This is a genomic window from Pseudomonas sp. CP4, from assembly GCF_047758505.1.
GTDB lineage: Bacteria > Pseudomonadota > Gammaproteobacteria > Pseudomonadales > Pseudomonadaceae > Aquipseudomonas > Aquipseudomonas fluorescens_AO.
On record NZ_CP180489.1, the window covers coordinates 2,397,427 to 2,422,569 of the forward strand.

20 protein-coding genes and 1 other RNA gene are annotated in these 25,143 nt (G+C 59.6%); 10 read left to right on the forward strand and 11 right to left on the reverse strand.

Features of this window, described 5'->3' with window-relative positions; translation table 11 throughout:
• Nucleotides 1–2 precede the first annotated feature (2 nt).
• The 6 genes from carB to grpE form a co-directional block, all read right to left on the reverse strand.
• Entirely contained in the window at nucleotides 3–3,224 is a 3,222-nt protein-coding gene (gene carB, locus ACMYUN_RS10775; RefSeq protein WP_039759558.1) for a carbamoyl-phosphate synthase large subunit, read from the reverse strand.
• A gap of 124 nt (nucleotides 3,225–3,348) precedes the next feature.
• The gene (carA, locus tag ACMYUN_RS10780; RefSeq protein WP_415763663.1) at nucleotides 3,349–4,485 is read right to left on the reverse strand and encodes a glutamine-hydrolyzing carbamoyl-phosphate synthase small subunit; all 1,137 of its coding nucleotides are present in this window, start codon (nucleotides 4,483–4,485) and stop codon (nucleotides 3,349–3,351) included.
• Nucleotides 4,486–4,743: 258 nt separating this feature from the next.
• A complete protein-coding gene (dapB, locus tag ACMYUN_RS10785) occupies nucleotides 4,744–5,547 on the reverse strand; it encodes a 4-hydroxy-tetrahydrodipicolinate reductase (protein ID WP_016771766.1) in 804 nt (267 codons plus the stop codon).
• Nucleotides 5,548–5,556: 9 nt separating this feature from the next.
• Nucleotides 5,557–6,681, reverse strand: a complete 1,125-nt coding sequence (gene dnaJ / locus ACMYUN_RS10790; RefSeq protein ID WP_415763664.1) for a molecular chaperone DnaJ — start codon at nucleotides 6,679–6,681, stop codon at nucleotides 5,557–5,559.
• Between the two features lie 297 nt (nucleotides 6,682–6,978).
• Nucleotides 6,979–8,895 carry a molecular chaperone DnaK gene (gene dnaK, locus ACMYUN_RS10795; RefSeq protein WP_310408124.1) on the reverse strand — a complete coding sequence of 639 codons (1,917 nt, stop codon included), beginning with the start codon at nucleotides 8,893–8,895 and terminating at the stop codon, nucleotides 6,979–6,981.
• A gap of 102 nt (nucleotides 8,896–8,997) precedes the next feature.
• On the reverse strand, nucleotides 8,998–9,564 hold the full coding sequence (gene grpE, locus ACMYUN_RS10800; protein WP_039759570.1) for a nucleotide exchange factor GrpE: 567 nt from the start codon (nucleotides 9,562–9,564) through the stop codon (nucleotides 8,998–9,000).
• 240 nt (nucleotides 9,565–9,804) lie between these two features.
• Here grpE and recN point away from each other — a divergent pair, with 240 nt between their 5' ends.
• On the forward strand, nucleotides 9,805–11,478 hold the full coding sequence (recN, locus tag ACMYUN_RS10805; protein ID WP_415763665.1) for a DNA repair protein RecN: 1,674 nt from the start codon (nucleotides 9,805–9,807) through the stop codon (nucleotides 11,476–11,478).
• Between the two features lie 76 nt (nucleotides 11,479–11,554).
• On the opposite strand, the gene fur is transcribed toward recN, so the two are convergent.
• Nucleotides 11,555–11,959 carry a ferric iron uptake transcriptional regulator gene (gene fur, locus ACMYUN_RS10810; RefSeq protein WP_016771770.1) on the reverse strand — a complete coding sequence of 135 codons (405 nt, stop codon included), beginning with the start codon at nucleotides 11,957–11,959 and terminating at the stop codon, nucleotides 11,555–11,557.
• Between the two features lie 97 nt (nucleotides 11,960–12,056).
• Here fur and ACMYUN_RS10815 point away from each other — a divergent pair, with 97 nt between their 5' ends.
• A complete protein-coding gene (locus ACMYUN_RS10815; protein WP_039759575.1) occupies nucleotides 12,057–12,584 on the forward strand; it encodes an outer membrane protein assembly factor BamE in 528 nt (175 codons plus the stop codon).
• Between the two features lie 61 nt (nucleotides 12,585–12,645).
• Here ACMYUN_RS10815 and ACMYUN_RS10820 read toward each other — a convergent pair whose 3' ends face one another.
• From ACMYUN_RS10820 to ACMYUN_RS10830, 3 genes are read right to left on the reverse strand one after another with little or no spacing between them, the layout of a single operon-like run.
• On the reverse strand, nucleotides 12,646–12,960 hold the full coding sequence (locus tag ACMYUN_RS10820) for an RnfH family protein (protein ID WP_415763666.1): 315 nt from the start codon (nucleotides 12,958–12,960) through the stop codon (nucleotides 12,646–12,648).
• Entirely contained in the window at nucleotides 12,953–13,387 is a 435-nt protein-coding gene (locus ACMYUN_RS10825; protein WP_415763667.1) for a type II toxin-antitoxin system RatA family toxin, read from the reverse strand. The genes ACMYUN_RS10820 and ACMYUN_RS10825 overlap by 8 nt, the downstream gene beginning before the upstream one ends.
• Nucleotides 13,388–13,394: 7 nt before the next feature.
• On the reverse strand, nucleotides 13,395–14,798 hold the full coding sequence (locus ACMYUN_RS10830; RefSeq protein ID WP_130000113.1) for a sodium-dependent transporter: 1,404 nt from the start codon (nucleotides 14,796–14,798) through the stop codon (nucleotides 13,395–13,397).
• Nucleotides 14,799–14,917: 119 nt separating this feature from the next.
• Here ACMYUN_RS10830 and smpB point away from each other — a divergent pair, with 119 nt between their 5' ends.
• Nucleotides 14,918–15,400: an SsrA-binding protein SmpB gene (gene smpB / locus ACMYUN_RS10835; protein WP_415763668.1), complete on the forward strand. Its 483-nt coding sequence runs from the start codon at nucleotides 14,918–14,920 to the stop codon at nucleotides 15,398–15,400.
• A gap of 116 nt (nucleotides 15,401–15,516) precedes the next feature.
• On the opposite strand, the gene ACMYUN_RS10840 is transcribed toward smpB, so the two are convergent.
• Nucleotides 15,517–16,284, reverse strand: a complete 768-nt coding sequence (locus ACMYUN_RS10840) for an FCD domain-containing protein (protein ID WP_016771775.1) — start codon at nucleotides 16,282–16,284, stop codon at nucleotides 15,517–15,519.
• A 263-nt stretch (nucleotides 16,285–16,547) separates the two neighbouring features.
• Between ACMYUN_RS10840 and ACMYUN_RS10845 the strand changes: the two genes are divergently transcribed.
• From ACMYUN_RS10845 to ssrA, 7 genes are all read left to right on the forward strand, one after another.
• A complete protein-coding gene (locus ACMYUN_RS10845; protein WP_122601818.1) occupies nucleotides 16,548–18,242 on the forward strand; it encodes a lactate permease LctP family transporter in 1,695 nt (564 codons plus the stop codon).
• A 149-nt stretch (nucleotides 18,243–18,391) separates the two neighbouring features.
• A complete protein-coding gene (locus ACMYUN_RS10850) occupies nucleotides 18,392–19,216 on the forward strand; it encodes a (Fe-S)-binding protein (RefSeq protein WP_415763669.1) in 825 nt (274 codons plus the stop codon).
• Nucleotides 19,213–20,670 (forward strand): LutB/LldF family L-lactate oxidation iron-sulfur protein, encoded by a 1,458-nt coding sequence (locus ACMYUN_RS10855; protein ID WP_415763670.1) that lies wholly within the window; start codon nucleotides 19,213–19,215, stop codon nucleotides 20,668–20,670. Before ACMYUN_RS10850 ends, ACMYUN_RS10855 begins: the two co-directional genes overlap by 4 nt.
• Nucleotides 20,667–21,338: a LutC/YkgG family protein gene (locus tag ACMYUN_RS10860; protein WP_415763671.1), complete on the forward strand. Its 672-nt coding sequence runs from the start codon at nucleotides 20,667–20,669 to the stop codon at nucleotides 21,336–21,338. The genes ACMYUN_RS10855 and ACMYUN_RS10860 overlap by 4 nt, the downstream gene beginning before the upstream one ends.
• Complete coding sequence (locus ACMYUN_RS10865; RefSeq protein WP_415763673.1) at nucleotides 21,335–24,145, forward strand: FAD-binding and (Fe-S)-binding domain-containing protein; 2,811 nt, start codon at nucleotides 21,335–21,337, stop codon at nucleotides 24,143–24,145. The genes ACMYUN_RS10860 and ACMYUN_RS10865 overlap by 4 nt, the downstream gene beginning before the upstream one ends.
• A gap of 129 nt (nucleotides 24,146–24,274) precedes the next feature.
• Nucleotides 24,275–24,553 carry a hypothetical protein gene (locus tag ACMYUN_RS10870; protein ID WP_415763674.1) on the forward strand — a complete coding sequence of 93 codons (279 nt, stop codon included), beginning with the start codon at nucleotides 24,275–24,277 and terminating at the stop codon, nucleotides 24,551–24,553.
• A 98-nt stretch (nucleotides 24,554–24,651) separates the two neighbouring features.
• Nucleotides 24,652–25,040, forward strand: a transfer-messenger RNA (tmRNA) gene (gene ssrA / locus ACMYUN_RS10875).
• Nucleotides 25,041–25,143: the final 103 nt, after the last annotated feature.

A 25,143-nucleotide genomic window follows, 5' to 3' on the forward strand; every position in this document is an offset into this window, starting at 1 on the left:
GCTCATGCCTTCAATCCTGCGTGTAGATCCTGCAAGCGGCGCACGGTCTTTTCCGGACCGAACTTCAGCGCTTCGCAGATCGCTTCGCCCGCAGCGATGGTGGTGGTGCAGTAGATCTTGTGCTGCAGGGCATTGCGACGAATGGAGTACGAATCGGCAATCGACTGACGACCTTCGGTGGTGTTGATGATCAGCGTGACTTCGTCATTCTTGATCATGTCGACCACGTGCGGACGACCCTCGGTCACCTTGTTCACGCGGCGCACTTTCAGGCCTGCCGCTTCGATCAGCTTGGCAGTGCCGGCAGTGGCGACCACTTCGAAGCCCAAGTTGATCAGATCACGGGCCACGCCTGCAACCAGTGGCTTGTCGTCATCGCGCACGCTGATGAACGCGGTACCGCCGGTCGGCAGTACTTCGCTGGCGCCCATTTGCGCCTTGGCGAATGCTTCGCCGAAGGTGTCGCCGACGCCCATCACTTCACCGGTCGATTTCATCTCTGGGCCGAGGATCGGGTCAACGCCAGGGAACTTGGCGAACGGGAACACCGCCTCTTTCACGCTGTAGAAGTTCGGGATGATTTCCTTGGTGAAGCCGATTTCCTTCAGCGTCTTACCGGCCATCACGCGCGCAGCGATCATGGCCAGGGAAACACCGATGCACTTGGAAACGAACGGCACGGTACGCGAGGCGCGCGGGTTGACTTCGATGACGTAGATGTCTTCGCCCTGCAAGGCCAACTGCACGTTCATCAGGCCGACAACGCCCAGTTCCAGAGCCATTTTCTTGACCTGTTCGCGCATCTCGTCCTGGATGTGCGCCGGCAGCGAGTACGGCGGCAGCGAGCATGCGGAGTCACCGGAGTGAACGCCAGCTTGTTCGATGTGCTGCATGATCGCGCCGATGACGACGTCTTTGCCGTCGCAAACCGCATCCACGTCCATTTCGATGGCGCAATTGAGGAAGTGGTCGAGCAGCACCGGGCTGTCGTTGGACACTTGCACCGCGTCACGCAGATAGCGCTTGAGTTCGTCTTCCTTGTAAACGATTTCCATCGCACGGCCGCCCAACACGTAGGACGGGCGCACCACCAGCGGATAACCGATCTTCGCCGCAGCGCGAACAGCTTCATCTTCGCTACGCACAGTGGCGTTTGGCGGCTGACGCAGGTTCAGGCGCTCGACCATTTGCTGGAAGCGCTCGCGGTCTTCGGCGCGGTCGATGGCGTCAGGGCTGGTGCCGATGATCGGCACGCCAGCAGCTTCCAGAGCACGAGCCAGTTTCAGCGGAGTCTGGCCGCCGTACTGGACGATCACGCCTTTCGGCTTCTCGACGCGACAGATTTCCAGCACGTCTTCCAGGGTTACCGGCTCGAAGTACAGACGGTCGGAGGTGTCGTAGTCGGTGGAGACGGTTTCCGGGTTGCAGTTGACCATGATGGTTTCGTAGCCGTCTTCGCGCAGGGCGAGAGCAGCGTGAACGCAGCAGTAGTCGAACTCGATGCCCTGGCCGATACGGTTCGGACCGCCGCCCAGGATCATGATCTTGTCGCGACCCGACGGCGCGGCTTCGCACTCTTCCTCGTAGGTCGAGTACAGGTAAGCAGTGTCGGTGGCGAATTCGGCGGCGCAGGTGTCAACGCGCTTGTAGACCGGGAACACTTCCAGCTTCTGACGGTGCGTACGCAGGTTTTTCTCGGTCACGCCCAGCAGCTTGGCCAGACGCTGATCGGAGAAGCCTTTGCGCTTGAGCTTGAACATCAGGTCGCGGTCGATCGAGGACAGACCGAGGGTCTTGACCTTCTCTTCGTCCTTGATCAGGTCTTCGATCTGCACCAGGAACCAAGGGTCTATCATGTTCATGCCGAAGATGTCTTCGACCGACAGACCGGCGCGGAAGGCGTCAGCCACGTACCAGATACGCTCGGCGCCCGGCACGGTCAGTTCGCGCTTGAGCACGCTCATGCTTTCCGGGTTACTCAGGTCGAGTTTCTCGTCCAGACCGCAAACGCCGACTTCCAGGCCGCGCAGGGCTTTCTGCAGGGATTCCTGGAAGGTCCGGCCAATGGCCATGACTTCACCGACCGACTTCATTTGCGTGGTCAGGCGCGCATCAGCCTTGGCGAATTTCTCGAAGGCGAAGCGTGGCAGCTTGGTGACGACGTAGTCGATCGACGGCTCGAAGGACGCCGGGGTCTTGCCGCCGGTGATGTCGTTCGACAGTTCATCAAGGGTGTAACCCACAGCCAGTTTGGCCGCGACCTTGGCGATCGGGAAACCGGTGGCTTTCGAAGCCAGCGCCGAGGAACGCGATACACGCGGGTTCATCTCGATCACGACCATGCGGCCGGTGTTCGGGCAGATACCGAACTGCACGTTGGAACCGCCAGTTTCCACGCCGATCTCGCGCAGTACCGCCAGCGAGGCGTTACGCAGGATCTGGTATTCCTTGTCGGTCAGGGTCTGGGCTGGAGCCACGGTGATCGAGTCGCCGGTGTGCACGCCCATCGGGTCGAAGTTTTCGATCGAGCAGACGATGATGCAGTTGTCCTTTTTGTCGCGGACAACTTCCATTTCGTATTCTTTCCAGCCGATCAGCGATTCATCGATCAGCAGCTCTTTGGTCGGCGACAGGTCCAGACCACGGGCGCAGATTTCTTCGAACTCTTCACGGTTGTAAGCGATACCGCCACCGGTGCCGCCCATGGTGAAGGACGGACGGATGATGCACGGGAAACCGAGGGTTTCGAGAACCGCGTTGGCCTCTTCCATGCTGTGGGCGATGCCAGAACGCGGGCACGCCAGGCCGATGGATTTCATCGCCTTGTCGAAACGCGAACGGTCTTCAGCCTTGTCGATGGTGTCGGCGTTGGCACCGATCATCTCTACGCCGAACTTCTCCAGAACGCCTTCGCGCTCCAGATCCAGGGCGCAGTTCAGAGCGGTCTGGCCGCCCATGGTTGGCAGAACGGCGTCCGGACGCTCTTTTTCGATGATCTTGGCCACGGTCTGCCACTTGATCGGCTCGATGTAGGTGGCGTCGGCCATGTCCGGGTCGGTCATGATGGTGGCCGGGTTGGAGTTCACCAGGATGACGCGGTAACCCTCTTCGCGCAGGGCTTTGCAGGCCTGGGCGCCGGAGTAGTCGAATTCACAGGCCTGGCCGATCACGATCGGGCCAGCGCCGAGAATCAGGATGCTTTTAATGTCTGTACGTTTTGGCATGGGTTGTCACTCAAATCCGCAGGTCAGTCGGCAAGCCGTCTTGATCGATTTCTGAAGTCCCGAAGGGGCCACCGGTGCCGGGGCCGCCCTCGAGGGCTTCTCTCTACAGTCTCAAGGCGAACGCTTAGCGTCGCTTGGCCATCTCGTTGATGAAGCGGTCGAACAGTGGCGCAACATCGTTCGGGCCCGGGCTCGCTTCAGGGTGGCCCTGGAAGCTGAACGCGCTCTTGTCGGTGCGCTCGATGCCTTGCAGGGTGCCGTCGAACAGCGATTTGTGGATCGCGCGCACGTTGCCCGGCAGGGTGGCTTCGTCGACCGCAAAACCGTGGTTCTGGCTGGTGATCATTACAACGCCAGTGTCCAGGTCCTGCACCGGGTGGTTGGCACCGTGGTGGCCGTGGCCCATTTTCACGGTCTTGGCGCCGGAGGCCAGAGCCAGCAACTGGTGGCCGAGGCAGATGCCGAATACCGGCGTCTCGGTTTCCAGCACTTCCTTGATCGCCTGGATCGCGTAGTCGCATGGCTCCGGATCACCCGGGCCGTTGGACAGGAACACGCCGTCCGGCTTCAGCGCCAGGACATCGGCGGCCGGGGTCTGGGCAGGCACCACCGTGACGCGGCAGCCGCGCTCGACCAGCATGCGCAGGATGTTGACCTTGACGCCGTAGTCAAAGGCCACCACGTGATACGGCAGTTCGGAGGCTTCGATGGTCGCGTGGCTGTCGGTTTTCAGATCCCAGACAGTCGAGCGCCATTCGTATTGCTTCTGGGTGCTGACGACTTTCGCCAAATCCATGCCCTTCAGGCCCGGGAAGCCTTGCGCAGCGGCGATAGCCGCTTCTTCGGAGATGTTGTCGCCGGCCATGATGCAGCCGTTCTGAGCGCCTTTTTCACGCAGGATGCGGGTCAGGCGACGGGTGTCGATACCGGCAATTGCCACAACATTGTTGGCTTTCAGGTAATCGGACAGGGACATCGTGTTACGCCAGTTGCTCGCTACCAGCGGCAGGTCACGGATGACCAGGCCAGCGGACCAGACGCGGTCGGACTCGGCATCTTCCGGCGTGGTGCCGGTGTTGCCGATGTGCGGATAAGTCAGGGTAACGATCTGTTGGGCGTAGGAAGGATCGGTAAGGATTTCCTGATAGCCGGTCATTGCGGTGTTGAACACCACCTCACCAACGGTCTGACCGTCGGCTCCAATGGCTTCGCCGCGAAAAATGCTGCCATCAGCAAGGGCGAGTATGGCTGGCTTAGTCAAGAAGACCTCCCGTAAATAACGCATGAAAGGGCAATCGCAGGTTGTAAAAAAGCGGAGTGACGTATGGACACGTCACCCCGCTTCTTCACTGAAATTATTCTGCGCGCTTTTAGTGGACACACTAAAGCTGTAGCTTACAGAAAAGGCCGTTTTTGGTCCACCGCTAAAGAGCCCTAAAGGCCGGAGAATGCGACAGGTCGTCGCCAAGCGGTAAAAACCGGCGCAAAACGGGACGTTTGCGCCGGGTTCAGCAACAGCTCAACGCAGGTCGAGCACGTCCTGCATGTCGTACAGGCCCGGCTCGCGACCATCCAGCCACAGCGCCGCACGCACCGCGCCCTTGGCGAAGGTCATGCGGCTAGAAGCCTTGTGAGTAATCTCGACGCGCTCGCCATCGGCAGCGAACAGAACGGTGTGATCACCAACGATGTCGCCAGCACGCACGGTGGCGAAACCAATGGTTTCACGCTCACGCGCCCCGGTCTGGCCTTCACGGCCGTAAACCGCGACCTTCTTCAGATCACGCCCCAAGGCATCGGCAATCACTTCACCCATGCGCACCGCGGTACCGGATGGAGCATCGACCTTGTGCCGGTGATGGGCCTCCATGATCTCGATATCGACATCGTCGCCCAGCACGCGCGCAGCGGTGTCGAGCAATTTCAGGCAGAGGTTGACGCCGACGCTGAAGTTGGCGGCGAAGACGATCGGAATGTCCTTGCCCGCCTCGGCCAGCAATTGCTTCTCTTCAACACTGAAGCCGGTGGTGCCGATGATCATCGCTTTGCCGTGTTTGCGGCAGAACGCGAGATTTTTCAAGGTCACGGTCGGGTGAGTGAAGTCGATCAACACATCGAACTCTTCAACTACACGGTCCAGATCACCGGACAGCGGCACGCCGATACGGCCCAGCGCTGCCAGCTCACCGGCGTCCGCGCCGACCAGCGTGCTGTCCGGACGATCAACCGCCGCCGTCAGACCAGCGCCCGGCGTCTGCTGCACCGCCTCGATCAGGGTCTTGCCCATGCGCCCGGCGGCGCCCATCACTGCAATACGTCGCATGCCGACTCCTTACAAATCGCCGAAGAAACGCTTCACACCGTCGAACCAACCGGTGGTTTTCGGCGAGTGGCTGTTGTCGTCGGCCAGGGAGCTGCGGAATTCTTCCAGCAGTTCACGCTGACGACGGTTGAGATTGACCGGCGTTTCCACAGCGACACGGCACATCAGGTCACCGGCACCACCACCACGCACTGGCGCAACGCCTTTGCCGCGTACGCGGAATTGCTTGCCGGTCTGCGTACCTTCGGGGATTTTCAATTTGACGCGACCGTCGAGGGTCGGAATTTCCAGCTCGCCGCCCAGTGCTGCGTCGACGAAGCTGATCGGCACTTCGCAGAACAGATGCTTGCCGTCACGCTGGAAGATGTCGTGTTCGCGCACGTTGATCACAACGTACAGGTCGCCAGTCGGCCCGCCCTGGGTACCCGCCTCGCCTTCGCCAGACAGACGAATGCGGTCGCCCGTATCGACACCGGCCGGTACTTTGACCGACAGGGTTTTGTACTCTTCGACGCGACCGTCGCCGTGGCAGGAATCGCACGGATCGGAAATGATCTTGCCCTGGCCATGGCAGCGCGGGCAGGTCTGCTGCACCGAGAAGAAGCCCTGCTGCATGCGCACCTGACCAATGCCGCCGCAGGTCGGGCACGTCGTCGGCGAGGAGCCTTTCTTGGCGCCGGAACCATCGCACGGCTTGCAGTTGACCAGTGTCGGAACGCGGATATTCACCGACGTGCCGCGCACCGCTTCTTCCAGATTCAGCTCCAGGGTGTAGCGCAGATCGCTGCCACGCTGAGCGCCGCCACGGGAACCGCCGCGACCGCCGCCGAAGAAGTCACTGAAGACATCGCCGAAGATGTCCGAGAAGTTCTGGCCACCGAAACCGGCACCGCCGCCGCCCATGCTCGGATCCACGCCGGCATGACCGTACTGGTCGTATGCCACGCGCTTGCTGGAGTCGGACAGTACTTCGTAAGCCTCGTTGGCCTCTTTGAACAACTCTTCCGATGCTTTGTCATCGGGATTACGGTCCGGGTGGTGCTTCATGGCCAGACGACGATAGGCCTTCTTCAGGTCCGCTTCGCTTGCGCCTCGCTCGACACCCAATACTTCGTAATAGTCACGCTTTGCCATAAGTTCTTTGCACTCTTAAGGACGTTCGGCAAACCCCTCCTGAGCCTCGCCAAACTCGTTGAGCCCCCATTAAGGCCCGGACCCAACTCACGTCAATTCAACGATCCTGGTCTTGATTGATGCGGTATCTGCGGCGCGAAAAGCAGGAGCATTCCCGGCCATACCGCCAGCATCCGAACGCTGTCGCATGCTGTAAAAATTCGCGTATTCCAGATACGCCAACGCGGGAGGCAAGCTCCCGCGCGGCGACATCCTACCAGTCACCGCCGCAAGGCAGTCAACCGGGCGACCAACAACTTACTTGTGGTCTTTGACTTCTTCGAACTCGGCATCGACAACGTCGTCAGCCTTCTCAGCCGATTCGCCTTGCGGGGCTGCGCCATCAGCTGGCTGAGCCTGTTCGGCGTACATCTTCTGAGCAACCGGAGCGGAGACTTTCGACAGCTCTTCAACCTTGGCTTCGATGGCAGCCTTGTCGTCGCCCTTGACGGCGGCTTCCAGGGCAACCACAGCAGCTTCGATTGCAGTCTTCTCTTCGGCGGTGACCTTGTCGCCCGCGTCAGCGATCATCTTGCGAGTCGAGTGCACCAGTGCATCACCCTGGTTACGGGCAGCGGCCAGCTCTTCGAACTTGCGGTCTTCCTCGGCATTCGCCTCGGCGTCACGCACCATGCGCTCGATTTCTTCGTCGGACAGACCAGAGTTGGCCTTGATCACGATCGACTGGGTCTTGCCGGTAGCCTTATCTTTCGCGCCGACGTGCAGGATGCCGTTGGCGTCGATGTCGAAGGTCACTTCGATCTGCGGCACGCCACGTGGAGCTGGTGGAATGTCGGCCAGGTCGAACTTGCCCAGCGATTTGTTCTGTGCGGCTTGCTTGCGCTCGCCCTGCAGAACGTGAATGGTCACAGCGCCCTGGTTGTCGTCGGCGGTCGAGAACACTTGCGATTTCTTGGTAGGAATCGTGGTGTTTTTCTCGATCAGCGCAGTCATCACGCCACCCATGGTTTCGATACCCAGGGTCAGCGGGCTGACGTCGAGCAGCAGCACGTCTTTCACGTCACCGGCCAGAACAGCGCCCTGAATCGCAGCACCCATGGCAACAGCTTCGTCCGGGTTAACGTCTTTACGCGCTTCTTTACCGAAGAAATCGGTAACCAGCTTCTGTACCAGCGGCATACGAGTCTGACCACCGACCAGAATCACGTCGTTGATCGCGCCGACGTCGATACCGGCGTCTTTCATGGCAATGCGGCAAGGTTCGATGGTGCGCTGAACCAGGTCTTCAACCAGTGCTTCGAGCTTGGCACGCGAGATTTTCACGTTCAGGTGCTTAGGACCGGTCGCGTCTGCAGTGATGTACGGCAGGTTGACGTCGGTCGACTGAGCGGACGACAGCTCGATCTTGGCTTTCTCAGCGGCTTCTTTCAGGCGCTGCATCGCCAGCGGGTCACCTTTGAGGTTCATGCCGCTTTCTTTCTTGAATTCGTCAACGAGGTAGTCGATCAGACGAATGTCAAAGTCTTCACCGCCGAGGAAGGTGTCACCGTTGGTGGCCAACACTTCGAACTGGTGCTCGCCGTCAACTTCAGCGATTTCGATAACGGATACGTCGAAGGTACCGCCACCCAGGTCATAAACGATCACGGTGTGATCGCCCTTGGCCTTGTCCATACCGTAAGCCAGAGCAGCTGCGGTTGGTTCGTTGATGATACGTTTTACGTCCAGACCAGCGATGCGGCCGGCGTCTTTGGTAGCCTGACGCTGGCTGTCGTTGAAGTAGGCCGGAACGGTGATCACCGCTTCGGTGACTGCCTCGCCGAGGTAGTCTTCGGCGGTCTTCTTCATCTTCTTCAGAATTTCAGCCGAGATTTGTGGCGGTGCCATTTTCTGGCCGTTCACTTCTACCCAGGCGTCATTGTTGTCAGCCTTGACGATCTTGTAAGGGACCATCTGGATGTCTTTCTGCACAACTTCTTCGTCGAAACGACGACCGATCAGACGCTTTACCGCGTACAGGGTGTTGTGCGGGTTGGTGACAGCCTGACGCTTGGCCGACTGACCTACCAGAATTTCGCCATCATTGGCGTAAGCGATGATCGACGGCGTGGTGCGCGCGCCTTCAGCGTTTTCAATAACTTTGGCTTTGCCGTTTTCCAGCACGGAGACGCAGGAGTTGGTAGTCCCCAGGTCGATACCGATAATTTTGCCCATGTTCACTCTCCCGAAACTTTGGATTTTGTTGCCGCAGCAGTGGTGGCTGACTGCGGTAGCACTTAAACGCTTGACTTCTAAATGGGGGCCTTGCGGCTAATTTCAAGCCTGCTCGTCAATCGAAGGCGAAACCGGTGCCGGCGCCTTGCTGACCACGACCATCGCCGGGCGCAGCAGGCGACCATTGAGCTGGTAGCCCTTCTGGAAAACCTTCAGCACGCTGTTCGGTTCGACGTCGGCACTTTCCTGCATGGCCATCGCCTGATGGTGAACGGCGTTGAACGGTTCGCCATGCGGATCGATCGCTTCAAGCTGGTAGCGCTTGAGGGTGTCGTGGAACATTTTCAGGGTCAGCTCGATGCCTTCGCGCATCGGACGGATGCTTTCGTCGTCCGGGCTCGACAGCTCGAGGCCGCGCTCCAGGCTGTCGACGATCGGCAGCAGGTCGCTGGCGAATTTCTCAAGGGCAAACTTGTGCGCCTTCTCGACGTCCTGCTCGGCCCGGCGGCGAACGTTCTGCAGATCGGCAGCAACACGCAGAGACTGATCCTGCGCGGCGGCCAATTGCTCTTCGAGCACTTGCACACGGGTCGCCAGGTCGTCACCCGAACCTTCGGGCGCCTGATTGGCATCTGGGTTTTGCGTATCTACTGTCTGTTCGTCAGCCATAGAATTCTCCTTTCAATTTCGTCCGCGAGCCTGACTCGCGCTTCTGCCCCGATATATGGGGCCGCAAAATCAGGCTTCAAGGGCTGAAAACAATTGTCCCTACAAAAAAGTGCTGAATACTCATTCTTGAATGCACTAAGAAAACGCTTCTATCAAGCAAATCGAGCTAAGCGAGAGCATTGTCAGCCCTGAGCAAAACACTGTATAAATAACCAGACCTCAAGCCTGGGAGCGGCCTTTATGCTGGTGCACCTGTCCGTACACAACTACGCCATCGTTGAACATCTCGATCTTGAACTTGATCGCGGGATGAGCGTGATCACAGGGGAAACCGGCGCCGGCAAGTCGATCATGCTCGACGCCCTGGGCCTGACGCTGGGCGATCGCGCCGACAGCGGCGTGGTTCGCCCAAGCGCCGATAAAGCCGACATTTTAGCCACCTTCGATCTCGCTGATATCCCTGAAGCCAGCGCCTGGCTGGCCGAGCGCGATCTGGAACACGACGGGCCGTGCATCCTGCGCCGGGTCATCACTTCGGAAGGTCGTTCGCGCGGCTATATCAACGGCACGCCCTGCCCGCTTGGCGACCTCAAAGCCCTCGGTGAGCTGCTGATCGATATCCACAGCCAGCATGAACATCAGTCCCTGCTGAAAACTGATACTCATCGCCGCTTGCTCGACGAGTACGCCGGCGCTACCGACCTGGCGCGTCAGGTGCAGCTTGCCGCGCAGCGCTGGCGCCAGACTCGCCAGGAACTGGAGCGGCTCTCCAACTCCGGCGACGAACAGCGCGCACGTCATCAACTGCTCAGCTATCAGCTCGAAGAACTGGAAAACCTCGGCCTCGGCGAAAACGAACTCGAGCAGTTGGAACAGGAACACAAGAACCTGACCAACGCCGAGACCTTGCTGGGCATTTGCCGGCAAGTGGTCGAGCAGTGCAGCGAAAGCGATTCAGGCAATGTGCTGAATGCGCTGACCGCCAGCCTCAATCGACTTTCCAGCGTGAACAGCTCGGTGGGGGCGCTGGGTGAAGCCAGCAGCCTGCTGACCAGCGCACAGATTCAGGTGGAAGAAGCGGTCGGCGAGCTCAACCGCTTCCTTGATAACTTCGATGCCGACCCGGCTCGCCTGCAATATCTCGAAGAACGTCTCGACGCGATCTACACGTTGGCGCGCAAACACCGGATCCAGCCGACCGAAGTCGGCGAGATGCAGCAGAAGCTGCTGGATGAAATCGAAACCCTCAACGCCAATGATGAATCCATCGAGCGCTTGGGTGAGGAACTGGCGTCCTATGCCCGCCACTATCAAGAGAAAGCGCGCGAGCTGAGCGACCTTCGCCATCAAGCCGCCGGCAGCCTCGCCAGCGCGGTGGAGCAGGAAATCCAGCGCCTGGGCATGCCGGGTGGTCGCTTCACCATCGAACTGAAAGCCAACAGCAGCGACGAGTTGCTGCCGAACGGGCTGGAACAGGTTGAACTGCTGGTCAGCGCCAACCCCGGCCAACCGCTCAAGGCGCTGGCAAAAGTCGCCTCCGGTGGTGAGCTGTCGCGGATCAGTTTGGCGATCCAGGTCATTACCGCCCAGACCTCCCGTGTGCCGACGCTGGTGTTCGACGAAGTGGACGTAGGCATTGGCGGCCCGACTGCCGAGATTGTCGGCCAGTTACTGCGCCGTCTCGGTGATCGCGGCCAGGTCTTGACCGTGACGCACTTGCCGCAAGTGGCGGCGCAGGGGCATCAGCATCTGTTCGTGCACAAGGTCCGCGACGAGAAGGCGACTCACACCGCCGTCGCCAAGCTCACAAAGAACGAGCGCATCGAAGAAGTCGCGCGCATGCTCGGCGGTATCGACCTGACCAAGGAATCCCTGGCTCACGCGAAAAAAATGGTGGTGACTGCCAAGGCTTAATAAAGAGTAGGAAGCACGAAGGCGACCCTTGGGTCGCCTTCGTTCGTTTCGCGAATGTGAAATTCGCGCGACATGCTTACTTTTTCTTGCGTACGTACAGCACCAGGTTGTGATCAACCATCTCGAAGCCATGCTTCTCGACGATCGACTTCTGAAGTTTTTCGATTTCTTCGTCGAAGAATTCGATCACTTCACCCGATTCCACGTTGACCATATGGTCGTGGTGGCCACCGTCAGCCAGTTCGAAGACCGCGTGGCCGCCGTCGAAGTTGTGGCGGACCACGAGGCCGGCCGCTTCGAACTGGGTCAGAACACGGTAAACCGTGGCCAGACCGACGTCCTCACCAGCTTCCATCAACGCCTTGTAGACGTCCTCGGCACTCATGTGGCGCTGCTCGGTAGAGTCGAGCATTTGCAGGATCTTGACCCGTGGCAGGGTCACTTTGAGGCCGGCTTTGCGTAGTTCGCTATTTTCAACCATGGTCAGCTTTCTCGCGATGCTGCTTCGCAGCTTCTCTTAATGCGGGTATGATCGGCGTTTACGTTGTCCCAGCCAAGATAGTGGAAGTCGCCCACCGATGCAAAACACCAAGCTCTTGCTAACCAGTTTCACCTTTGTGGGACTGCTCGCACTCGCCGGTTGTTCATTCCCCGGGGTTTACAAAATCGACATCCAGCAGGGCAATGTCGTCACGCAGGACATGATAGACCAGTTACGCCCGGGAATGACCCGGCCGCAAGTACGGTTTATCATGGGCAACCCTCTGCTTGCCGACACGTTCCATGCCGATCGCTGGGATTATCTGTACAGCCTGCAACCGGGTGGCGGTGAACGCCAGCAGGAACGAATCAGCGTTATCTTCAATTCCAATGACCAGCTTGTCAGCCTGTCCGGTGACTTCATGCCCGGCGTGAGCCGTGACGAAGCCATTCTCGGCAAGGACAGCGGCACGAACGTGACCGCGCCTGCTGAAAACACCGACAAGCCAGAAGCTGAAAAGCCAGCCAAACCAGGCTCCTTGCTGGATCAGATCCAGAAGGACGTCGATGGTGTGGAAACCGTACCGGTTCCGACACCAGAGCCGCTGGACACCTCGCCGCAGTAATAGGCGAGGCAATAAAAAACCCGGACATTCCGGGTTTTTTATTGCCTGCCGTTTGGCCTGATCAAATATTCCGCGCTTTCGCCTCAGCAGCCTTGGCCGCACGCAAGCGTCGAACTTCTTTGGGATCCGCCAGCAGCGGTCGATAAATTTCGATGCGATCCCCCGCCTGAACCGCGCGAGAATCGGCGTCAGTCACGACCTTGCCAAAAATACCCAGCGGGCACTCCGCGAGATCCAGCTCAGGAAACTCGGCCGCGATGCCCGATGCGTGCACCGCCGCCCGAACGCTGACGCCTTCAGCCACGCTGATCGCACGCAAAACCTGGCGATCAACCGCCGCGTACACGACTTCTATCTCGATCACCGGCTCAACCATGCATCTGCTTGGCGCGCTGGCAGAAAGCATCCACCAACTGGTTAGCCGCCTGATTGAACAGTGGCCCCAAAGTTGCGCGCACCAGCGGGCCGGCGTAGTCGAACGACAGATCCAGACTGATCTTGCAGGCCTTTTCGTTCAGCGCCTTGAATAACCAGATGCCGTGCAACTGAGTGAACGGGCCTTCTTCAAGGTTCATCTCGATCGACTGCCCCGGCACCAGCGTATTGCGCGTAACGAAATGCTGACTGAGGCCGCCCTTGGCCACGCCGACGCTGGCGCGCATATGTTCCGCCGAGCTTTCCAGCACTTCAGCCTCCGAGCACCACGGCAGAAACTCCGGGTAACGCGCGACGTCGTTGACTAGGTCGTAGAGAAACTGCGCCGGGTACGGCAGGAGCGCGGATCGTTGGATATGTGTCGTCATGTAAGCGTTACTTCCAGAGCTGAGCGGCAAAGACTACAAGAATGCCGATAGGCGCCACGTAGCGCATCAAGAACAGGGACAGGGCAAACAGAACCGGGTTACGGATGGACAATTCATCCCGCACCGCCTCACGCCCCATCACCCATCCCGCGAACAGCACGAAACACAAGCCACCGAGGGGCAACATGATCCGCGAGGTGAAGAAATCGATCACGCCGAAGAAGTCGAGACCGCTCTGCGCACCCCATTGGTAGAGGCTGAACGTCCCGCCTTCGTTCACGAAAAACTTGGCTTCCTTCCAGATATTGAAAGAAAACACTGTACCCAGACCGACAAACCAGCAGGTGAACGCCAGCCAGAAAGTCACCCAGGTGCGGCTGATTTTAGTGCGTTCAACCAGGTAAGCCACCATCGGTTCGAGCAGGGAAATCGCCGAACTCCAGGCAGCCACCGCGACCAGCACGAAGAACACCACGCCCATCAACTGGCCGAAAAATACATTACCAAAAGCAAATGGCAGGCTGACGAACATCAGTCCCGGGCCTTCGCTTGGATTCAGGCCAGCAGCAAATACAATTGGAAACAATGCCAGACCGGCCACCAGCGATACGAAAGTATCCAGCAGCGCGACACCGACCACCGTGCCCGACAGCGAGGTGTTCTTCGGCATGTAGGCGCCGTAGATCATGATCGAACCAACGCCGACGCTCAGCGAGAAGAACGCGTGCCCCATCGCTGGCAGCAGGCCGTCGAGGACTTTTTCCGGGTGGAAATCGAACATGAAATGCACGCCTTCCATGAAATGCCCGGTGGTCATGCTGTAGCCCAGCAGCACCAGAATCATCACGAACAGCAGCGGCATCATGATCCGCAGACTGCGTTCAAGCCCGGCGACCACGCCTTTGGCGATGACGAAGGCCGACAGCAGCATGAAAATCGTGTGCCAAAGTGTCAGGCGCCATGGGTTGGAGATGACATTGCCGAAATAGGCGCCGACCTGATCGGCCGTCGCGCCCTGGAAATCGCCGCGACCCATGTCGACGATGTAGTCCAGCGACCAGCCGCCGACCACACTATAGAAAGACAGAATCAGCAGAGCCGTGATCATTCCGGCAAACGCGCCCCACGACCATTTCGCCGAGTGTCCCGCTTCCAGCGCCAGCACCTTCAAGGCGTTCGCCGGACTTTGCCGGGCGCGCCGGCCGATCAGGGTTTCCGCGAGCATGACCGGCACGCCGATGAGCGCGATGCACGCCAGGAACATCAGCACGAAGGCGCCGCCCCCGTAGACCCCGACCATGTAGGGGAACTTCCAGATACTACCCAGTCCCACGGCCGAACCGGTCGCGGCGAGTATGAATACCCAGCGGCTAGCCCAACTGCCGTGGACAGAAACCTTGTCTGTCGACATCGTTTATCACGCCCAAGCGTTAGAAAAAGAGGCCGCATTGTCCGGGATTCACTCAACCTGCTCAAGCACGCAGCAACACCGTAGCCGACAGCCGAACAACTCCATATAATGCCGCCCCTATGGCTAAACAGAAGAAACACCCAATAGGGACCATCGCGCAGAACAAAAAGGCGCGACACGATTACTTCATCGAGCACAAGTTCGAGGCTGGTCTGGTCCTGGCCGGCTGGGAAGTAAAAAGTCTGCGGGCGAGCAAGTTGCAGCTGGTCGACAGCTATGTGCTGCTCAAGGACGGCGAAGCATGGTTGCTCGGCAGCCACATCACGCCGTTGATGACCGCAAGCACTCACGTCATCGCCGACCCGGTGCGCACACGCAAACTGCTGCTCAACCGCCGCGAGCTGGACAAGCTTGCCGCCGCCGTGCAGCAAAAGGGTTACGCCTGCGTCTGCCTGTCCTGGTACTGGAGCAAGCACATGGTCAAGTGCGAGATCGCTCTGGGCAAGGGCAAGAAGGAATACGACAAGCGTGACACCGAGCGCGAGCGCGATGCCGGTCGTGAATTGCAGCGTGCGGTGCGCAACAAGGGCAAGGAAGACTGATCTTTCTCCTTTAGCGCCAATTCGCGAGCAGGCTCGCTCCCACATTCGGATGCATTTCCATGTGGGAGCGAGCCTGCTCGCGAAAGCTATTTCAGCATCAACCCAAGCACACCTGATCACATCCCCTTGCGCCGCTCCGCCCGAGCCATGCGCTGCACCTCCTGACGCACCTCTTCCAGCACTTCCTGCACATACAGAATATGTCGGCTGGACACTTCTCGCGCCTGCTCGGCACGCCCTTCGATAATCGCCAGATACAATTCCCGATGTTGCGAGATCAGCATGTCGCGGGTTTCCGTACGCTGCTTGTACATGCCGCCGATGTTGGTCACGACGTTGCGCTTGAGCAGATCGAACAAGCCACGAATCGTGTGCAGCAACACCGCATTGTGGCTGGCCTCGGCAATCGCCAGATGAAACTTCGCATCCGCCGCGCCCTCTTCCGCGCGGCTGACTTCTTCATGGCGCGAGTAGCAATCCTGCAACTCTTCGAACGCAGCGGTCAGGCGCTCGCGATCAACATCGGTAGCGCGCAATGCGGCGTAGTAGGCACACGATGCCTCCAGGGTGTGGCGAAACTCGAGCAAATCGCGCTGCGCTTCGGGATTGCTCTCAAGCAATTGCAACAGTGGATCGCTGAAGGTCGAACCCAGGCCTTCCACCACATAATTACCGCCGCCCTGACGGCTGACCAGCAAGCCTTTGGCCGCGAGTTTCTGAATCGCCTCGCGCAACGACGGGCGTGATACGCCAAATTGTTCGGCCAGCGTGCGCTCGGCCGGCAATCGCTCGCCCGACTTCAGCGTGCCCTCGAGGATCATTCCCTCGAGGCGCTCGACAATATCGTCAGACAAACGGCGCTGACGTATCTGATCAAAGCCCATAACTCATTTCTCCACGATCCCGACCGCTCGCCGGGGTGTCTATTCTGGCCTATCCGCAAGCCGCCGACACCTGCCAGACGCCAGTTCGCCAAAGCGGATCAGTTGCCCCCTGCACCGCATCTTCGACGAAAGATTCAGGGCGGCAAATTGACACACCGCTACCAAGGCTTTTACCCTAGCCAACAGCGCTTGTAAATTGGTCTTACCAATTATCCAAGATTGCTCACAGTGCCTGACCAACAACAATTAGGGGCCACCCCACTATGCAAACCTGGCAACAGCTCTACAGCCCGCTCGGCAGTCTTGGCGTCTCCGCTCTCGCAGCCGTCATTCCCATCGTGTTCTTCTTTCTCGCCCTGGCGGTGTTCCGCCTCAAAGGCCACGTGGCCGGCAGCATCACCCTCGCGCTTTCGATCGCCGTGGCGATTTTCGCCTTCCAGATGCCCGTGGACATGGCCTTCGCCGCCGCTGGTTATGGTTTCGCTTATGGTCTGTGGCCGATTGCCTGGATCATTGTCGCGGCGGTGTTCCTCTACAAACTGACGGTGAAAAGCGGTCAGTTCGAGGTCATCCGCAGCTCGGTCCTGTCGATCACCGATGACCAGCGCTTGCAGGTGTTATTGATCGGTTTCTGCTTCGGCGCATTTCTGGAAGGTGCCGCCGGCTTCGGCGCGCCGGTAGCGATTACTGCCGCATTGCTTGTTGGACTGGGCTTCAATCCGCTGTACGCCGCCGGCCTGTGCCTGATCGCCAACACCGCTCCGGTGGCGTTCGGCGCGCTGGGGATTCCGATCATCGTGGCGGGCCAGGTCACTGGCATCGACGCCTTCAAGATCGGCGCCATGACCGGTCGCCAACTGCCACTGCTGTCGCTGTTCGTGCCGTTCTGGCTGGTGTTCATGATGGACGGCCTGCGCGGTGTGCGCGAAACCTGGCCGGCCGCGCTGGTGGCAGGTCTGAGTTTCGCTATCACCCAATACTTCACCTCCAACTTCATCGGCCCGGAACTGCCGGACATCACCTCGGCACTGGCCAGCCTGATTTCCCTGACCCTGTTCCTCAAGGTCTGGCAACCACGTCGCGCCGCCGGCCAGCACATCGTTGGCGCCGTATCCGCTTCGGTGGTCAGCGCCAGCGTCGGCGGCTTCGGCCAGAAGCGCACCACCGTCGCTTCGCCCTACAGCCTCGGGGAAATTTTCAAGGCGTGGTCGCCGTTCCTGATCCTCACTGTGCTGGTGACGATCTGGACGCTGAAGCCTTTCAAAGCGATGTTCGCTGCCGGCGGCTCGATGTACGGCTGGGTGTTCAACTTCGCGATTCCGCACCTTGATCAACTGGTGATCAAGACTGCGCCGATCGTGGCCAACCCGACCGCCATTCCAGCGGTGTTCAAACTCGACCCGATTTCCGCAACCGGCACGGCGATTTTCTTCTCCGCGCTGATTTCGATGCTGGTGCTGAAGATCAATTTCAAAACTGGTCTGACCACTCTGAAAGAGACCTTTTACGAACTGCGCTGGCCGATCCTGTCGATCGGCATGGTGCTGGCGTTCGCCTTCGTCACCAACTACTCCGGCATGTCCTCGACCATGGCCCTGGTGCTGGCAGGTACCGGCGCCGCGTTCCCGTTCTTCTCGCCATTCCTCGGTTGGCTGGGCGTATTCCTCACCGGTTCGGATACGTCGTCGAACGCGCTGTTCAGTTCGTTGCAAGCGACCACCGCACACCAGATCGGCGTCAACGACACTTTGCTGGTGGCGGCCAATACCAGCGGCGGCGTGACCGGCAAGATGATCTCGCCGCAATCGATCGCCGTGGCCTGCGCCGCGACCGGTCTGGTCGGCAAGGAATCGGATCTGTTCCGCTTCACCCTCAAGCACAGCCTATTCTTTGCAACGATTGTCGGTTTGATCACCCTGGCTCAGGCCTACTGGTTCACCGGCATGCTGGTGCACTAAACCTACAAGAAAGACGGAAATAACCGACGCCGGCCCGTGATCCGGCGTCAGCAATTCACCACCGGGTCTGTAAGGCTGCTGAAAGCAATGCGCTTTATATTCGGCAGCCGCAGCAGACGGATAACCGGGCCCACCCGGAGACACGCCTGATGAGCGAGCTTTTTTACAACGCTGTGCCGAACGCGACCCGCGTGGCACCGCCACTGCCCGAACCTCGGCAATACCCCAGCGAGAAACCGTCGCGGGTCTACCTTTTCGGCACGTGTGTGGTCGACCTGTTCTACCCCGAAGCCGGGATGGACGCGATCCATCTGCTGGAGCGTGAAGGGATCCGGGTCGAGTATCCGCAAGGGCAAAGTTGCTGCGGGCAACCGGCCTACACCTCGGGTTACACCGAGCAGGCACGGACGGTGGCGCGCTCGCAACTGGCGCTGTTTGCCGGGGATTATCCGGTGGTGGTGCCGTCGGGTTCCTGCGCCGGCATGCTGCGTGAGCATTACGCCGACTTGTTCAAGGACGAGCCGGAAACGTTGAAACAGGTGCAGGCCCTTGCGGCGCGCACTTATGAACTGGCCGAGTTTCTGCTGTTCGTCTGCAAGGTGCAGCTCAAGGACAGCGGCGAACCGGTGAAAGTCGCGCTGCACACCTCGTGTTCGGCACGCCGCGAAATGAATACCCACCTGCATGGCCGCGAGTTGTTGGCGCAGTTGAGCAATGTGGAGCGGGTCAATCACGACCACGAAAGCGAATGCTGTGGCTTCGGTGGGACATTCAGCGTCCGTATGCCAGACATTTCCGGCGCGATGGTGGCTGACAAGACCCGCGCACTGAAGGAGTCCGGCGCGCACAAGGTACTGAGTGCCGACTGCGGCTGTTTGATGAACATCAACGGCGCGCTGGAGAAACAGCAGGAAACGTTACGCGGGCAACATCTGGCAAGCTTCCTTTGGCAGCGAACCGGAGGTGCACAATGAGCACCTCGACGATTATTCCTACGGTCGCCGTCGAAGAAGACTTTCGCACCCGGGCACACAACGCCCTAGGTGATCAGCAGCTGCGGAACAACTTCCGCACTGCCATGGATTCACTGATGACCAAGCGGGCAGCGGCTTTCAGCGATGCCCACGAAAGAGAACACTTGCGCGCACTGGGCAATTCGATCAAGGCCCGCGCGCTGTCCAAGTTGCCCGACCTGCTCGAGCAACTGGAACAGAACCTGACCCGCAACGGTGTGACAGTGTACTGGGCGGAAACGGTGGACGAGGCCAATGGCATCGTCCTCTCGATCATCCGCGCTCACGAGGCGCGGCAAGTGATCAAGGGCAAATCGATGGTCAGCGAAGAGATGGAGATGAACCATTTCCTCGAGGCTCGGGACATTGAATGTCTGGAGTCCGACATGGGGGAGTACATCGTCCAGCTCGACCACGAGAAGCCTTCACACATCATTATGCCGGCGATCCACAAGAATGCCGGTCAGGTCGCGTCCTTGTTCCACGACAAACTTGGCGTGGAATACACCAAGGACGTTGACCAACTCATTCAGATCGGTCGCAGGGTCCTGCGGCAGAAATTCTTCGAAGCCGACATCGGCGTCTCCGGCGTCAACTTCGCCGTCGCCGAAACCGGCACCCTGCTGCTGGTGGAAAACGAAGGCAACGGGCGCATGACCACCACCGTGCCACCGGTGCATATCGCCGTGACCGGCATCGAAAAAGTCGTGGAAAACCTGCGTGACGTGGTCCCACTGCTGTCACTGCTGACGCGCTCGGCGCTGGGCATTCCGATCACCACTTACGTCAACATGATCTCCGGCCCGCGCAAGGAACATGAACTCGACGGCCCGCAGGAAGTGCATCTGGTGTTGCTCGACAACGGTCGCAGCCAGGCTTTCGCCGACAGTGAATTGCGCCAGACCCTGAACTGCATCCGCTGCGGCGCCTGCATGAATCATTGCCCGGTTTACACCCGAGTCGGCGGCCACACTTATGGCGAGGTCTACCCAGGGCCGATCGGCAAAATCATCACCCCGCACATGGTCGGCCTGGCCAAGGTTCCGGACCACCCGAGCGCGTCCTCACTGTGCGGCGCCTGCGGTGAAGTCTGCCCGGTGAAGATTCCGATCCCGGCCATCCTGCGCCGTCTGCGTGAGGAAAACGTCAAAGCTCCGGACGCGCCGAATCAGGTGATGCGCGGTCAGGGCAGCAAGTATTCGCGCAAGGAACGGTTCATCTGGAACGCCTGGGCCAAACTCAATAGCTCGCCGACGCTGTACCGCTTGTTCGCTTTTTTCGCCACGCACCTGCGCGCCCTCACGCCGAGCAATGTCGGCCCTTGGACGCAAAACCACAGCGCACCAAAACCGGCCGCGCGTTCGTTGCATGACATGGCCCGCGAGCATCTGGGCAAACAGGGAGAGCGTCGATGAGCGCCAAGCAAAATATCCTCGGCAAGCTGCGGAAAAGTCTGACCGGCACCACGCCGATCACCGACAACTTCGATGTCGACCTGGTCACCCAGCCCTACACCTACAGCGCCGAGCAACGCATCCCGCAATTGCGCAAACTGATGGAAGCGGTGCACACCGAAATCCACCTGACCTCGGCCGAGGAGTGGCCGGCATTACTCGCGCAACTGCTGCGCGACCGCCAATTGCCGAGCCTGCTGATCGCACCGACTACACCGCACGGGCAACGCATCACACAGCACTGGGCGAACAATCCCGAGCTGCCAGAACTGAAGTCCTACGACCGCCCGATGGAAGAGTGGAAAGCCGAGCTGTTCAACGACACCCCGGCCAGCCTCACCGGCACCCTCGGCGCGATCGCCGCGACCGGCAGCCTGATCATCTGGCCTACCCGTGAAGAACCGCGCCTGATGAGCCTGGTGCCGCCGGTGCATTTCGCTTTGCTCAAGGCCAGCGAAATCCGCGACAACTTCTATCAGGTGCAAGAGGAATTCGAATGGGCGCAAGGCATGCCGACCAACGCGCTGCTGGTCTCCGGCCCGTCGAAGACTGCCGATATTGAACAGGTCCTCGCCTACGGCGCGCATGGCCCGAAAGATTTGGTCGTGCTGATTCTGGAGGATCAATGAGTCTTCCTGCCGCTTTCCTGCGTGATGCCGAGCAACTGATTCCAGCACAGCGGCGCTTCGACGATCCGCTGTCGACCCTGGCCTTCGGCACCGACGCCAGTTTCTATCGGCTGATCCCGAAACTGGTGATCCGCGTCGAGTCCGAAGACGAAGTGGTGGCGCTGCTGCAACTGGCCCAGCGCGACCACGTGTCGGTGACCTTCCGCGCCGCCGGCACCAGCCTGTCCGGGCAGGCGATCAGCGACTCGGTGCTGATCGTGCTCGGGGATAACTGGAACGCCCGCGAGATTCGCGGTCAGGGCACGCAGATCCGCCTGCAACCGGGCGTGATCGGCGCGCAGGCCAACGCCTGGCTGGCACCGTTCGGGCGCAAGATCGGCCCGGATCCGGCGTCGATCAATGCCTGCAAGATCGGCGGCATCGTCGCCAACAACGCCAGCGGCATGTGCTGCGGCACCGCGCAGAATACCTATCACACCCTGGCCGGGATTCGTCTGGTGCTGGCCGACGGCACGCGCCTCGACAGCGAAGACCCTGCCAGCGTCGCGGCATTTCGTTCTAGCCACGGCGACCTGCTCGAAAGACTGGCGACATTAGGCCGCGAGACCCGCGCCAACGCAGAACTGGCCGCAAGAATCCGCCACAAATACCGTCTGAAAAATACCACCGGCCTGTCGCTCAACGCCCTGGTGGATTTTGACGAGCCTGTTGATATCCTGAGCCACCTGCTGGTCGGCTCCGAAGGCACCCTCGGCTTTATCAGCGCGGTGACTTACGACACCGTCATCGATCACCCGAACAAGGCCTCGGCGCTGATCGTGTTCCCCGATGTCGAAATCTGCTGCAACGCGGTGACCGTGCTGAAAAGCCAACCGGTATCCGCCGTGGAACTGCTCGACCGACGCAGTCTGCGCTCAGTGCAAGACAAAAAAGGCATGCCCGCTTTCGTACAGCTGCTGTCGGAAAATGCCTGCGCACTGCTGATCGAATCCCGCGCCGCGTCATCGACATTACTGCAGGAACAACTGGCGCAAATCATGGCGTCCTTGCGCAATTTCCCCGTAGAAAAGCAGGTCGACTTCACTGAAGACCCGGTGGAAAACGCCCGCCTCTGGGCCATCCGCAAAGACACCTTCCCCGCCGTCGGCGCCGTGCGCAAAACCGGCACCACAGTAATCATCGAAGACGTGACCTTCCCGGTCGAACAACTGGCCATCGGCGTCAATCGCCTGATCGAGCTGTTCGACAAACATGCCTACGACGAAGCGATCCTTTTCGGACACGCACTGGAAGGCAATCTGCACTTCGTCTTCACCCAAGGCTTCAACAGCCCGGAAGAAATCGCACGCTACCAAGCGTTCATGGACGACGTCGCGCAACTGGTCGCGGTGGAATTCGGCGGCTCGCTGAAGGCCGAACACGGCACCGGCCGCAACATGGCGCCGTTCGTGGAACTGGAATGGGGCAGCGACGCCTATCAATTGATGTGGCAGCTCAAACGCCTGCTCGACCCCAACGGCATTCTCAATCCGGACGTGGTGCTCAGCGAAGATCCGCAGATCCACCTCAAGCACCTGAAACCGCTGCCGGCGGCGGACGAGATTGTGGACAAGTGCATCGAGTGCGGTTTCTGCGAACCGGTCTGCCCATCGAAAGGCCTGACCTTGAGCCCACGCCAGCGCATCGTCATCTGGCGCGATATCCAGGCGAAAAAGCGCGCCGGCGTCGACACCACCGAACTGGAAAAAGCCTACGACTACCAAGGCATCGACACCTGCGCCGCGACCGGCCTGTGCGCGCAACGCTGCCCTGTAGGCATCAACACCGGCGAACTGGTGAAAAAGCTCCGTGGCCGAAACGCCACGCATCAGAAAACCGCTGACTGGATCGAAGGAAATTTCGCCAAGACCCTGCAAGGCGCGCGCTTCACTCTGCACGTCGCCAACGGTGCGCGAATGATGCTCGGTGCGCCGCGTCTGGCGAAGTTGTCGGCGACGCTGACGCGCTTGTCCAAAGGCCAGGCGCCGCTGTGGACCAACGCCATGCCACAGCCGGAAAAAGCCATTCGCTTCAGCCCGAGCGTGGCGGACGAGCGCCCGCGCGTGGTTTATCTGGCGGCTTGCGTCTCACGGGTCATGGGCCCGGCGGCGGGCGACAAAGAACAGATGTCGCTGTACGACAAAACCCGTGGCTTGCTGGAAAAGGCCGGTTACCAGGTCGTCTTTCCCGACAACCAGGACAACCTCTGCTGCGGCCAACCGTTCGCCTCCAAAGGCTACGCCGAACAGGCCGAGCACAAGCGCCAGGAACTGATCAGCGCCCTGCTTCACGCCAGCCGCGGCGGCCTCGATCCGATCTATTGCGACACCAGCCCATGTACGCTGCGACTGGTCCAAGACATCGGCGAAACGCGACTGGATCTGTACGATCCAGTGCGCTTCATCCGTACGCATCTGCTGGATCGTCTGGACTTCACACCCCAGGAAGCGCCGATTGCCGTGCACGTGACCTGCAGCACTCAGCACTTGGGCGAAAGCCAGGCGCTGATCGATCTGGCGCGCAAATGCAGCAACACCGTGGTGATTCCCGAAGGCATCCATTGCTGCGGGTTTGCCGGCGACAAAGGCTTCACCACGCCGGAGCTGAACAGCCATTCGCTGCGGACGCTCAAGGACGCCGTCCAGCATTGCAGCGAGGGCATTTCCACCAGCCGCACCTGCGAAATCGGCCTCACCCAGCACGGTGGCATCGACTACCACGGGCTGGTTTATCTGGTGGATCGAGTAACGCGGGCAAAAGTCGTCTGAAGAAAAATAGAACTCTTGAGCGAGACGGCAATCCACAGAACAGGCCCCGACAAATCGGGGCTTTTCCTCCATTCGGTGGCTCGCCCAGCGGTCAGCGAAGCCTGGATCCCTCAGTTCAAGGAGATACACATGAAGCGTTCTGTACTGTTAGGTCTGTTCGTTACTGCCTCGATGATGGCGTCCACTTCGTTCGCCGCAGACAAGCCTGCCGATCTGTGCGATGCCAATATTCAAACCATCAATGGTATGAAAGCTCAGCTGTCAGCGAAGCCAGAACTGAGCCAGCGTGCCGAAACCAGCGTGAGCAAGGCCCAAGCGCTGAAAGCCGAAGGCAAAATCGACGACTGCGTTGCCGAAACCTCGCAAACCATCGTAGAGCTGCGTAAATCGACCGGTACCAACAACTGATACATGCTGACGAGCCAACCTGCGGGTTGGCCTCGTCGGCGGATTGACGTACACTGTGCACGCTTGTTGCCCGATCAGATTCACCGGGCAATGAGTTCGGGGCCGTTTAGGATTCGACGCCGGTTGCGAAACTCTAGGTGCATGCCGACTTGGTAACAGAAGTCGTAAATCCACTGTTGCAACTACTTATAGTTGCCAATGACGACCAATACGGTGTTGCTCTCGCTGCTTAATTGCAGCTGACAATGCTCCTGGTACCTTCGGGTCCAGCAATCATCAGGGGATGTCTGTAAACCCGAAATGATTGTCATATAGAACAGAATCGCCGTGCAGTACGTTGTGGACGAAGCGGCTAAAACTTACACAACTCGCCCAAAGCACCCTGCCCGTCGGGTCGCTGAGGGTTAACTTAATAGACACGGCTACGCATGTAGTACCGACAGCGGAGTACTGGCGGACGGGGGTTCAAATCCCCCCGGCTCCACCAACTCGATGAAGAAGACGCCTTAGGGCGTCTTTTTTTTGGCTGGGATTTGGTGCAATCAAGGACTTCAGTTCCGGTAGCCAATCCGCCCACCAGCACCAGACGG